Origin of the sequence: Bradyrhizobium sp. SPXBL-02, assembly GCF_051853065.1 — a bacterium.
In the GTDB taxonomy this organism is placed as follows: Bacteria; Pseudomonadota; Alphaproteobacteria; order Rhizobiales; family Xanthobacteraceae; genus Bradyrhizobium.
Genome location: NZ_CP182474.1, coordinates 2,689,084 through 2,701,717 on the forward strand (window position 1 = coordinate 2,689,084; position 12,634 = coordinate 2,701,717).

Sequence of the window (12,634 nt, forward strand, 5' to 3'; positions counted from 1 at the left end):
AACAGGTGCCGGCTGCGCGCCATAGCGGCGTGCAGCCGGCGGCTTGTGGTTCAGACGTTGATGACGTTGTCGTGGTTTCCATCGATCTTGACGGAGAAGCTGCTGGAAGCCGTATCCCCGTCGGCATCGGCGATCTGAACGGTGAAGTCGAGCTTCTCGTCGGGCGCCGGCTGCGACTGGATCAGGCTGAACCCGCCGATATCGAAAGTGTTGTTGTCGTTGCCGTCGATGCCGTCATGGGCGCTGATGTTTTCAATCAGCACGCGGTTGTGGGTTCCATCCGTGGTCCATTGCACCTTGTCGCCGGTGCTGAGGCCCGTGATGATCAAGTTGCCGTCGTCGTCGACCGTCGCGACGGGAGTATATGTCGTATTGCCTGACTTGACGACGAAGTTGGTAAGTGTGGCCGACGTGATGTCGACGTGCGTGTCATTGGTGAGCCCGTCGACGAACCCCGTCCCCGGCTCGTAGGTAGTGCTGTAGGCCGTGATCTTGACGGTGACGGGTCCGACGCCCGGGTTCGTCTGGTTCACGGTAAAGGACGCCGATGTCGCATTGAACAGGGCCTGGAAGTTGATGTTGGCTTCGACATCGGCCTCGTTCTGGTCCAGATTGGGCACGAGGAAGTTCGTGTTCGTGCCCGTCACGTAGGTGATGTACGCGCCTTCAGTGGGGTAATTGGCGTTGTCATTGAGCTGGTTCCCGTTCACGCCGAACGAGGTGGTGCTGCCGGCCTGGCTGATATTTAGGACGTCCTTGGTCGTGATGTTGCCGCCCTGGGACTGGTTCAGCGGATTCTCCCCGATCACCACGATCTGAGACGAGGTCGGATCGCCGAAGGTCATGAAGAGATTGCTACCGGAGGGCGCTCCGGCAAAGCTGAAGCTGATCTCCGCAGGCGGAGGATTCTGCAGGACATCGAAGGTGTAGTTGCCGCCGGACACGGTCAGCTTGAAGAAGTCGATGTCGCCTGCGTTGTGTGTACCGCTGCCATCGACGTCCTTGTAGTAGGTTGCGACCGTATTGTTGCTCGAGAGGTCCCGGAGCAGCGTTGTCTGCGAGACCGTGCCATCCAGAATCGTCAGGCTCGCCGGCGAGCTCGTGATGCTGTACGTCGCAGGATCATCCACTCCGACCAAAGCGCTGAGCGTCTTGGTTACGCTGGCGCCGGCAGCAAAGTCCACCTGCCCATCGGCGATGGGGCCGATGCTCGGCCCGTCGTCCTGGAACTGCACGGCATCGCCGATGCCGGTCGAGCTCGTTGCCGTGTCGCCGTCGCCGTCGGTGACCGTCACCACTGCCAGCAGAGCGCCGTCGGTGATGTTAATCGCCTCATCGTAGCTGGCACCTCCCGTCGGGTGTTTGAGCGAGGCGAATTGCGCCACGCTGACGACACCGGTCGAGCTGTTGATTGCCACTGCGAAGGCCGCCTGACCGGATTGACTACCGATGCGGCCGACCACCAGGTCGCCTTCCTTGAACAGGAAGATGCTCGTGCCGCCGGTCGTGTCGAGCCCGGAATCCACCCCTGCGGAGGACACCGCCAGCGAGAACGCCGTCGTCGCGCCCTCGTTATCAGCACCCGCAGAGCTGCCGGTCGCGGTCACGATCGGGGTGGCTTCCTGCGCGTAGCCGGGGCTGAGATCGGTGCTTTTATTGGCGACGCCAGCGAACAAGGCGACAACACCTGCCGCGGTTGTGTCGTCGGCATCCGCGTCGACCCCCGCAGTCTCGTCATGCGCTACCGTCGCCGTGCCCTGCGCGATTCCCGCCGTCGGCCCGTCGTCCTGGAACTGCACGGCATCGCCGATGCCGGTCGAGCTCGTGGCCTTATCGCCGTCGCCGTCGGTCACCGTCACGACCGCCAGCAGCGCACCGTCGGTGATCGACACCGAATCATCGGGATTGGTGGTGCCCGGATGCTTCAGCGAGGCGTACTGCGCCACGCTGATGACGCCGCTCGTGCCGTTGATCGCCACCGCGAAGGCCGCCGCCCCGGCTGCACTGCCGATGCGGCCAACCACCAGGTCGCCTTCCTTGAACAGGAAGATGCTGGTGCCGTTGGTGGTGTCGAGGCCGGAATCCACCCCCGCGGCGGACACCGCCAGCGAGAATGCCGTCGTCCCGCCGAACGAGTCAGTGCCATACGAACTTCCGGTCGCGCTCACGACAGCCGTCGAATTCTGCGCGTATCCGGTCGGGCTGAGGTCGCTGCTGACGTTCGTTAGGCCCGCAAACAGCGCCGCCACCGCCGCCGCGGTGGTATCGTTGGCATCCGCGTCGACACCCGCAGTCTCGTCATGCGCCACCTTCGCCGTGCCCTGCACGATCGCCGCCGTCGGGCCGTCATCCTCGAAGTGGATGGCCGTGCCGACCACGGCGCTCGCGGCGTTGGAGCTGACAAGGCTGAAGCCGCCGATATCGAAGGTGTTGTTGTCGTTGTCTTGATCGGTATCCGCGTTACTGATGTTTTCGATCAGGACGCGGTTATGGGTTGCGCTCGTCGTCCACTGCACCGTGTCGCCGCTGCTCAGGCCGGTGACCGTCAGTGTTCCGTCGGCGTTTACGGTAGCGACCGGAGTATATTGCGTATTGCCTGATTTTTTGACCACGTTGATGAAGGAGGCCGATGTGATCGCGATCTGGGTGTCGTTGCTGAGCCCGTCGACGAAATTCACCCCCGGCTCGGCGGCGGTGCTGAAGGCCGTGATCTTGACGGTGACGGGGCCGATGCCTGGATTGGTCTGGTTGACGGTGAAGGAGCCGCCGGTCGCGTTGAAGACGTTCTGGAAGGCGATGTTGGCTTCGACGTCGGCCTCGTTCTGATCGAGGTTCGGCACCAGGAAGTTCGTGTTCGTGCCCGTGACATAGGTGATGTACGCCCCCTCACCAGCGTTGATCTGGTTGCCGTTGACGCCGAACGAGGTGGTGCTGCCGGCCTGGCTGATATTGAGCACGTCCTTGGTCGTGATGTTCCCGCCCTCGGATTGATTGAGCGGGTTCTTGCCAATCACCACGATCTGGGTGGAATTCGGATCACCGAAGGTCATGAAGAGGTTGCTGCCGGACGGCGCGCCGGCGAAGCCGAAATTGATCTGCTCGCTGACCGCGACCTTGAGATGGCTGCCGAGGTCGAGGGAGTCATCGGGGTTGGTGCCATCCAGATGCTCCAGCGCCTCGTATTGAACGCTCCAGATCTTGGCGCCGGTCGCGGTCTGCTCGAGATAGACCGCGAAGACGATGGCACCAGCTTCCGTCTTGCCGACCACGATGTTGTCGTTCGTGGGGTCGGCCCAAAGGAAGACCTCCTCGCCGTCATTGGTGAAGAGACCGCTCGTGTCACCGTCGAGCGCGCCGCCAGTCGAATCGGTGAAGGCGAGGTTGCCGATCGCGCCCGTGACGCCGCTGATGGTGATAACGTCGCCGCTGCTGACCGCATGGTTGATCTCCGCGGCCGGAGCGCCCAGTGCCGTCAGCCGGCTTGAAAACGCGCTTGGGAGCGTCGTGTTGGTGTCGTCGTTCTGCAGGCCAGCGGTTTCGTCGAGGGTAACGGTTGTGCCGGTAAGAGTGACTGAAAGTGCCATGAGAAACCTCCTACAAAAAACTAGTGGTAGGCTCGCACATCAGAAATTCCTGCGTCCTTCGGCGTATCGCGAGTTTCGTCAACGCCGGCATCATCGGCGGCAAGCCGATCACAGGCTCCTTCTCTTTCATCTTCATCGAAGAATTTCCCGCCGCCCGGGAGGTGCGTCACAGACGCAACAAAACCATCTCGTCGCTCTCAGTCGAGAGATCGGAGCCACAACACGGTCGGATGCGCGCGCCGCTCGAGCGGCGATCACACCCTATCGTTTGGATATTTCCTGACGGAAGCGCAGGGCTCAAACATGACCGCCCTTTCCAGCAATTGAGATGCTACTTTGAAACTCTCTCAATCAACGAGGGCCTACGCCGTTCAACACCTTGGCGGGCCCGCAATTCACGTCGTATCGAGCATGCCATGCTCGACGAACGCAACACATTAAAATCGTCATTAACTTTTGTAAATAGTGTCATTAATTTTCAAATATATATCTAAATAGATAGCGATCGTCGCAACAGCCAAGGCGGCACATCTCGCGCGCTGTGATGGTTTCTTGCAGCTCTAACGAAAGCGGCGCGAACGCAATGCGAAACGATCAACTGCTCGAAGCTCGAGCGCGTGATCACGGCGACTATCAAGAGCGGCATTGGGTCTCACCTCGATGCGCCAGATCCCGACGAGATCAGCGGATTGCGCTGCTGTAACGCCGCCATCTTGGGAATCGAAATTATGGCAATGCCAACCGCATTTTTCTCGCGCTTTCAAGCGCGCACGCAATATCGACAACCGACCTGCTCGGCTCAAGTGCTCGCGCAATCACTATTCGGCTTGTTCAGCAAGTTATGGCGGCATGCCTCGCTCACAACGCCACCTGGATGCAGGCGGCCGACCGCAAGATTAGTTCGGGGAAATGCGTAGCATGGGCGCTGGCGCTTGCCGCCGATCGCCGCGAATTCGAGCTGTTCTACCAGCCGCAGGTTTGCCTGATCGACGGCAGCCTGGTCGGAGCCGAAGCGCTGATCCGCTGGCGGCATCCGGTGCGGGGCTACGTCTCGCCGGCCGAGTTCATGCCTGTCGTCAACACCTCGGCGCTGTCGGAGCGGATCGCGAACTGGGTGATGGAGACCGCCTGCCGTCAGGCGCGGGCCTGGGAATTGTCCGGCAACGATGTGCGCGTCGCGATCAACCTGTCACCCTCGCAGCTTCAGTCCGGCGATCTCGCGCATTCGGTCGCGGCACTGCTCGAAGCGACGGGGCTGACGCCGTCGCTGCTCGAGATCGAAGTCACCGAGGACATCCTGCTGCATGACGAACGCCGCGTGCTTGAAATGTTCAAGAGGATTCAGGAGCTCGGCGTCCGGATCCTGTTCGATGATTTCGGCACCGGTTATGCGAGCCTGAGCTATCTCAAGAAGTTTCCGCTCGACGGCCTCAAGATCGACCGGTCGTTCGTCTTCGGTCTTCTTTCGAACTCCGACGACGCCGCCATCGTCGGCTCGACCATCGGCCTCAGCAAGCAGCTCGGTCTCACGGTCGTGGCCGAAGGCATCGAGAACCGCGCAACGGCCGACTTCCTGGTCAGCATGGGATGCGAGGAAGGGCAGGGCTATTTCTTCGGTCGTCCGATGCCGGCCGAGGCATTCGAGAAACGGTTCCTGGCGGCTGAACTCGCGGCGGTCAGTGCGGCCTGAGCCCGGTGCTTTCGCCTGCGCGACTTGCCCTTGTGGCTCGTTGCCGATCTACGCTCAAAGAGCCGAAACGTCTGCTTGCAGGCAATGAGCCGATCAAGGCGAAGCAGCCCGCCAAGGCAGCTTTTGACCCGAACCGGACTTCCTGACGCAAGGTCTAATCTCTCAAACGGTAAATGCGGCCGCTCGCCGACGATCCGATGCTCGGCGCCGACCGGATCGCTGCTGCGTTACGGAAGAGTGATTGACCGAAGGACGTGCAACGAAACAACGCGGGCGTTCGTGGCAATCATGTTCGCGTTCGAATATCGCAAAGTCGCCTGAAAAGAAGCTCTCCGCAAATCAGTTAGATCGCGCCGACTATTCGGCACATCGCGTGCCTTTGAATTATGACAAGTTTTCTGCATCGCGAGATAACATAGGATAAGACGATGGCTCGCGCAGACAAATTGTGCTAGTGTGATGCTCGTGGAGGTAGCTAAAGCAAGCCCCCGAAGTCGCATTACGACTAGCTCTTTAAGGACCAGCGCTGTTTCAATTCCTGCGGACGCGACACAGCGTCTTTTGCAGCGACGCCGTATGCCCTCTTGCACGTATCTTCGCGCGCCGGAGTGAGATTGCTTTTGCCCGTTGCGGACGAGTGCGCAACCTTGACAAATTTCAAGAAGACCAAACTGGCGAGACAGACATGACAGCGCAAGACGCGTTCATATCGCCGGCCTGCTCGCAGCAACGCCGATGTCGTTTGCGGGCGTCGCACGTCGTTCCGAGTTTCGCGGTGCCATGTATGCCGGCGCCATCGGAGCGGCTGCTACGCGGCGCCCTCGGCCGTTCGCCTCGCCCTTTGGCTATTACCCCTATCGACCTTGCTATTGAGGAGATCGAAGTGGGAAGACGCCGGGTCCATGGTCCGGCAGGAGAACTGCGGTGCATCAACCACTATCTGCAACTCTGCAAATGAGGAGAGAGCGATGGCCAGGTATGACGTTACAAAACTCAATGTTGCGATCGATCGGCTGCTTGCGGTAACCCAAAACCCGCGACATCGGTTCATGCTGCAAGCCTACAGTCGCCACCGCTATCTGGAGGTCGCCGGGCGGTACGAAGAGATTTTTGCGCCAGACATGATGGCAGAGAATCCCGTCTATCACGTTCATGCAGATGAGACGAACGCGAAGCTTGAAGGTAAGGACGCCGTCAAGAGCCTTTACCGGATGTGGGCGCAGACCAATCAATCGATCTTCTTCACGGAAAATGAACAGGTCGCTGTCGCAGACAATTTCATCGCGTCCGTGACCGTGGCACATCAGCAGATCGCGGGCCGGTCTCTGATGGCGAACAGAGTGATGGCTCGCCTTCCCGGGTTCCTCTCCGAGGCTCTCCTGAAGCGGGTGCTCGCCGCGAAGAATTTCAAGGCGGACGAGAACTCCATGTATCTTTACTCGAATGTCATTCAGATGATCTGGCCCTATGACGATCGCGGGCGGCTGGTCGGTGAAGATGTCTGGGAACCCGATCCGGACAAGGCCACGATCGTCAAGCTCGATCCAGCTGACGTGCTGACCACGGAGGAAGCGGGCAAGGCGCTCGCTCCTCTGATCAAGCCGCTGCCGTCGTTCGACGAGATGGTGCTTGGTCGAGGGGCTGCTTAGGCGCCTTGAGCCATGGCGTTCATGCGCCAGCGGGCGGATGTGATCGGCAAGAATGGTACCTTGGGACGGAATCGGTCCGCCTTCGTCCCAGAAGCAGACAGTGACCGCGCCTCGGGCAGGTTCGCGGTTGTCAAGAACTCAACCAGGGAGGATCGAACGTGAACATCACTCGTCGTACAGCGACCACCGGAGGCCTGAGCCTTCTCGCCAGCCTCGCGGTGCTGGCCGCCCCACAAGCGCAGACGCAGGGCGCATCACCCGCCATCACCGAACAGGAGGCGCGCGCCATCGCAGCGGACGCTTATGTCTATTTCTACCCGCTCATCACGATGGACATCACACGAAAGCAGTCCACCAACGTCGAACCGGGCAAGGAAAGCTTCAAAGGCCCAATGAACACATTCGTCAATGTGCCTGAGTATCCGCCGGCGAATTACAAGGTCGTGGTGCGGCCCAACTTCGATACGCTGTATTCCGTATCGTGGCTGGACACGAGCAAGGAGCCGGTCGTCGTTTCAGTACCGGACACCAATGGGCGCTTTTATCTGCTGCCGATGCTGGATATGTGGTCGGATGTGTTCGCATCGCCCGGCTGGCGCACGACCGGTACCAAGGCAGGAACTTTCCTGATCACGCCACCGGGCTGGCGGCCCGATCTGCGTGAGAAATTCGCAGAGGAATTCAGGCTTCCCAAGGACACCCAGCGCATTGACGCGCCGACGCCTTACGTCTGGGTGATCGGCCGCACCAAGACCGACGGTCCGCCGGATTACGACGCGGTCCACAAGATCCAGGCCGGCTACAAGGTCACGCTGCTCTCCGAATTCGGCAAGCCGCCGAAGCCGATCGAGGTGAAAATCGATCCCAGCGTCGACATGAAGACGCCGCCGAAGGTGCAAGTCGATACCATGTCGGGCGACGCTTACTTCGCCTATGCAGCCGAATTGCTGAAGCTGCATCCGCCCCACATCACCGACGAGCCGATCATCGCGCAAATGAAGCGGATCGGCATCGAGCCCGGCAAAAGCCTTGACGTTGCCAGGCTCGATCCGGCGGTGCAGCGGGCGCTGAAAGCCGTGCCGGAGGAATCGCAGAAGCTGATGGCGTGGAAGGTGGCGACGCTGGCGCGGGTCGCCAACGGCTGGTCAATGAACACCGACACCATGGGTGTTTACGGCAACTATTATTTGAAGCGCGCCATCATCGCGCAACTCGGACTCGGCGCCAACCTGCCGGAAGACGCCATCTATCCGCTCAACCTCGGCGACGAATCCGGCAAGCCGCTCGACGGCGCCAACAAGTATACGATCACCTTCGAGAAGGAGGCGGCTCCGCCGGTCAATGGCTTCTGGTCGATCACGCTGTACGATCCGGAGGGATTCCAGGTCGGCAACGTGCTGAACCGGTTTGCGGTCTCCAGCTGGATGCCCTTCAAGTACAACGGCGACGGTTCGCTCGACATTTATTTCCAGAACGAGAGTCCTGGCAAGGACAAGGAAGCCAACTGGCTTCCTGCGCCGAAGGGAGCCTTCAACCTGACCATGCGGCTCTACGGTCCGAAATCGGAGGCGCTGACCGGGAAATGGAATCCGCCCCCGGTCGTACGGACGCAGACCACGGTCGGCCTGTCGGCGCAATGAGGGGCGTCGCGCGCGTCGGCGCTTCGGCGCCAGCGCGCGATCCACAGGCCAAGCGCGCTTTCACTGCCCGCGAACCGGAGCGTGTCATGCTTATCATCCTGACTCTCTACCAGGTCCCGGTGTGGCTCGTCTTCTCCAAGCTCAAACTGGTCCGATGGGGATGGGCATCCGGGACTGTGGCCGGGCTGATCGGCGCGTTCATCCTCGTAGTGTTCGGCGGACTGACAAAAGGACTCGCCCAATCCGCTCGGGAAACGCCGCAGAGCATGCTCGCGGCGCAGATACGCATCCAAGGTTTTGTCTGCGACAAACTACTTGGCGCGGTCAGGGATCGGCAACGGTCAAAACCCGATCATGCGGTGTGGGTGCTGAAGTGCAGCAACGCGACTTACCGGGTGAGCCGCGCGCCTGACATGGCTGCGAAAGTGGAGCCGTTGGAGTAGCTGGCATGGGCGACCTGTTGCCGTCGACGCCGTCGGTCGAACAACTGTCTCGCATTATCGGCAGCGTCGCAGCGCCGGCATTTCTGCTGGGCGCGGTCGCCGCAAAGCGTACCTCAAGGAAGATATTCCCCGTCTCAAGCTCCGCGCCGTGCTTCTCAACCAGGCGGTATTCTATTCCACCCTATGCGCAATTGTTACATCCTCGCTGATCATCGTTGCGTTCGTGAGCGCGCTGCTGCATCTGGCGCACGAGTATGGCGTCGCCATGCTGTTTATTGCAGCGCTGATATTTTTTGTCCTGTCGCTGGTCAACCTCGCCCGCGAGACGAGAATCGCCTTAAGGGATTTCGACCACCATATGTGAGACTTCGATCAGTGTTTGGATCGTGACCGTCACGTCTAAGCTTGGCGTCCAATGGTTTTGGGTGGCATCGCGTCTGTTCTGGCGGCGGCCTGGAGCGCGCTGGCTGAGTCCCCGAGGCCCGGCGTCGATCCCATCCGCCGTAGATCCAGACTGCGGATGGCGCTTTAGGACGGCGTCTTCTTGCGCCGCAGTGGCTCCAGGCGCTTGCGCAATTCGGCGCCTGATGTCTTGTCGAAACCGTGGTCGACCTTGCAGGCGTAGATGAGGTCATCGCCCTTGCGCCGGCCGAGATACACGCCGTCCCACTTGCTTTCGTCGAGCGCGAAGCCGGCGATGGTCAACGTCTCGCGCTGCGCGCAGGTCGTCTTGGCCCAGTTGTTATTCCGGCCGCTGGTGTAGACGCTGTCGCGAACCTTGGAGACCACGCCCTCAAGCCCGATCTTGCAGGCATGGGCGAACATCTGGCGCGGCCCTCGATCTCAAAGCTCTCGCTGAACTGCACGTCGGTGCCGGCGATGATCTTCTTCAACTCGGCCTTGCGCTGAACCAGCGGCAGGCTGCGGAGGTCTCGTCCATTGAGATAGAGCAGATCGAAAGCCACGAGCACGATCTTGGAGGACGTGCCCTTGAGCTCATTCTGAAGCACCGAGAAATCGGTCGTGCCGTCAGCGGCCGGGACGACGACCTCTGCGTCGATGATCGCCGAGCCTGCCTTGATGTGCCAGGCGTCCTCGGCGACCTTCTTGAAACGTTTGGTCCAATCGTGCCCACGGCGGGTGTAGACGGTCACGGCCTCGTTGGCCAAATGCACTTGGACGCGATAGCCGTCGAACTTGATTTCGTGAATCCATCGCTCCCCGGACGGGACCCTCTCGACAGAGGTTGCCAAGGCCGGTTCGATAAAACCCGGGAAGGGCGCCTTGACGCCGATCGCCGGTGCCCGCCGCTGACGCTGGGACGCCACTTAACAACTCCACGCAACAAACTCATTTGATTCGAATCGTTTTACGGGGATTCGTTCCGGCGCCGGCGCCGGCGCCGGCGCCGGCGGCGCTAAGCGTTAACTGAAGTCTCTTCAGAGAAGAGCAACGATCGACGAGGAGCTTGAGCGCTGCTCGAACAAGCTCGTGCCCTAGCAAACACCCGTCGTTTGTTGCATCGCGCGCGCCAAGTCATCTTCGGTGAATGGCTTCCTGAGCAGAGGAAGGCCGCCCCGTCGCGGCTCCCGGCCTGATACCTGCAACACCTTCAGAGCCGGACGGTCGCGTCGGGCGCGCTCGGCCAATTCATGACCATCCATACCCGGCATGTTGATGTCCGTGATCAGGATGGAAATGCTTTCATCATCCCGCAAGGTATCCAGCGCTTCGCCGCCGCTCTGTGCGCAAACGACCTTGCATCCCAGATCCTCCAACATGCTTGAGAGCACGACGAGCACGTCGGGATCATCATCTACAAGCAAGACGGTGTGACCCATAGGCGAAACTCCTCTTCCCTAACTTATGTAAATTCAGGACGTTCCCGGGCAAACCATCACGCAAGAAAAACCCGGTCAGCAGTGCTGGCCGGGTTAGTCAAAGGAGGGACAATGTGTCATCGACGTCCGGCAACGAGGTGTATTCTGCAGCGTTCCTACAGAACTGGAGCTTTCCTTCCGTTCTTGAAGACCTTCTGATGCAGGTTAATCGCTAGTGAGGGGAACGGCCACCACGCCAGCGGCTTGATATGCTGGCTACCCTTCAGCAAGGAAGGGTCTCAAGTGGTGAACAAATGATCCTATGCTGCCGGAGACAGGCAGATGATAGATGCTTTGATGCGCTACCTTGAAAGAGCAGTTGCCTTCGAGCGGCTCGCTGCCGATGAGACCGACCCTGACTTGAAAGCCGATCTTGAGCGCCAGGCAACAGCCTACCGCAGGCTTGCTGCGATGCAAGCAGAAGGAATGGGTCTACCCGCACCTAGCCAACCTTCGCAACCGCCGCATCCCTGAGGAGCCAACCGCCCCCGAATGACACCACGGAGCGGACGACGCCGGCCTACTGCTCAGGAGCCGCGACCGCTTTGAGGTGACTGACGAAGGCAGTCCCTTTGCCGGGCAACCTAAGCCCGTCAATTCCTCGATCGGTAAAGCAAGAAGTCGCTTGCAAGAGCCGATTAGCTTGACCCGTCGGGCAAAACACTGGCAGAATAGCATCATCGAGACGAGTTTGTTTTGCGCCCGCGCCGGTTTTTCCGCCGCGGGTTTTTTGCGTCTCGATCCAAAATTGACCGGAGTAAATTTCAGACGGATTTTCCAAATGACTGAAGCCGTGAACTACAACCTTCTTTCGCAGAATGCTCTCGCGAGGGCGGCGGCTCGCCGCGCTCTGAAGCAGCGCGCGTTGACTGAAATCAAATCCTTGGCACGGACGCACACGAATCTCGCGATCAAGACCCTCGTGCAGATCATGCGCGACAAGGACGCTCCGCTCATGCCCGGGTGATGGCCGCCAACGCCATTCTCGATCGGGGATGGGGCAAGCCGTTGCAGCCGATTGTGAGCGAAGATGACAACCCGATCCGGTTCGTTCACCGCATCGAACGGGTCATCGTGCATCCCGGCGACGACGTGACGCTGGAGGCGCATATCGAGGAGAGCGTGCAGCGAGCACCCATCAGTGTCCTTGGCAGCCTTGGCGCGGTGCGCGATGACGATGCTTCTCACGAAGAGCTTTGGTTGCAATCGCAGGAGCGGGCATGAGCGATATACTTCAGAAGCTGAGGTTGGGCTGTTGTTCTTACCACCCACCTATTGGACTGTCTTTGGTTGCTGCCATGCATGGGCCTGTTGGCGGCGTGGAAGGATCGTTCTCCACGGAACCAGTAAGGCAGCCTTCATTTCGCGGCGAAAGCTGACGTAGCGAACTCAAGTTCATTAGCGGCAAGAAGCGCCGCTTGCATGACGATCGCCGCTGGCGCGACCCCTCCTTTGGACCAACGTACCGCTGTCTCGCGTCTGCTTTCGCTCATCTCGGACGCGACGTTGAGGCGCGTGAGGCGGCTGCCCATGTGCTTGAGTTTGATCCCGGCTTTACAGTATCTGCGATGATCGCGCGGGGCGGGACGTCGAACTTGAAGTTGTTGCTTGAGGGCCTTCGGAAAGCGGGGTTGCCAGAGTAAGCCCGGGTGCCGAATGACCGCAGTGGCCCGAATGCGAAGTGGCGGCACGGCCTGCCGGCGTCTGCTCAGCGGAGCATACCGGACCAGATTTGCTCAGCCCGAGCT

General features: G+C 60.3%; 9 protein-coding genes and 2 pseudogenes. 8 read left to right on the forward strand and 3 right to left on the reverse strand.

What is annotated here, in order from left to right; genetic code table 11:
* Positions 1-50: 50 nt before the first annotated feature.
* Positions 51-3,584: a DUF5801 repeats-in-toxin domain-containing protein gene (locus ACNJYD_RS12150; RefSeq protein WP_439366499.1), complete on the reverse strand. Its 3,534-nt coding sequence runs from the start codon at positions 3,582-3,584 to the stop codon at positions 51-53.
* A 925-nt stretch (positions 3,585-4,509) separates the two neighbouring features.
* On the opposite strand from ACNJYD_RS12150, the pseudogene ACNJYD_RS12155 reads away from it, so the two are divergent.
* The 5 genes and pseudogenes from ACNJYD_RS12155 to ACNJYD_RS12175 all read left to right on the forward strand — a co-directional run.
* A pseudogene (locus tag ACNJYD_RS12155) lies at positions 4,510-5,274 on the forward strand (putative bifunctional diguanylate cyclase/phosphodiesterase); the annotation flags it as partial.
* 968 nt (positions 5,275-6,242) lie between these two features.
* Entirely contained in the window at positions 6,243-6,923 is a 681-nt protein-coding gene (locus ACNJYD_RS12160; RefSeq protein ID WP_439366500.1) for a hypothetical protein, read from the forward strand.
* Between the two features lie 218 nt (positions 6,924-7,141).
* On the forward strand, positions 7,142-8,563 hold the full coding sequence (locus ACNJYD_RS12165; RefSeq protein WP_439367470.1) for a DUF1254 domain-containing protein: 1,422 nt from the start codon (positions 7,142-7,144) through the stop codon (positions 8,561-8,563).
* Positions 8,564-8,649: 86 nt separating this feature from the next.
* Positions 8,650-9,006 carry a hypothetical protein gene (locus ACNJYD_RS12170; RefSeq protein ID WP_439366501.1) on the forward strand — a complete coding sequence of 119 codons (357 nt, stop codon included), beginning with the start codon at positions 8,650-8,652 and terminating at the stop codon, positions 9,004-9,006.
* A 148-nt stretch (positions 9,007-9,154) separates the two neighbouring features.
* Complete coding sequence (locus tag ACNJYD_RS12175; RefSeq protein ID WP_439366502.1) at positions 9,155-9,370, forward strand: DUF2721 domain-containing protein; 216 nt, start codon at positions 9,155-9,157, stop codon at positions 9,368-9,370.
* Between the two features lie 170 nt (positions 9,371-9,540).
* Here ACNJYD_RS12175 and ACNJYD_RS12180 read toward each other — a convergent pair.
* Positions 9,541-10,334, reverse strand: a pseudogene (locus tag ACNJYD_RS12180) (ATP-dependent DNA ligase); the annotation flags it as partial.
* A 168-nt stretch (positions 10,335-10,502) separates the two neighbouring features.
* On the reverse strand, positions 10,503-10,847 hold the full coding sequence (locus ACNJYD_RS12185) for a response regulator (RefSeq protein WP_439366503.1): 345 nt from the start codon (positions 10,845-10,847) through the stop codon (positions 10,503-10,505).
* 321 nt (positions 10,848-11,168) lie between these two features.
* On the opposite strand from ACNJYD_RS12185, the gene ACNJYD_RS12190 reads away from it, so the two are divergent.
* From ACNJYD_RS12190 to ACNJYD_RS12200, 3 genes are all read left to right on the forward strand, one after another.
* The gene (locus tag ACNJYD_RS12190) at positions 11,169-11,360 is read left to right on the forward strand and encodes a hypothetical protein (RefSeq protein WP_439366504.1); all 192 of its coding nucleotides are present in this window, start codon (positions 11,169-11,171) and stop codon (positions 11,358-11,360) included.
* A 76-nt stretch (positions 11,361-11,436) separates the two neighbouring features.
* The gene (locus tag ACNJYD_RS12195) at positions 11,437-11,853 is read left to right on the forward strand and encodes a hypothetical protein (protein ID WP_439366505.1); all 417 of its coding nucleotides are present in this window, start codon (positions 11,437-11,439) and stop codon (positions 11,851-11,853) included.
* Positions 11,853-12,110 carry a hypothetical protein gene (locus ACNJYD_RS12200; protein ID WP_439366506.1) on the forward strand — a complete coding sequence of 86 codons (258 nt, stop codon included), beginning with the start codon at positions 11,853-11,855 and terminating at the stop codon, positions 12,108-12,110. Before ACNJYD_RS12195 ends, ACNJYD_RS12200 begins: the two co-directional genes overlap by 1 nt.
* Positions 12,111-12,634 lie beyond the last annotated feature (524 nt).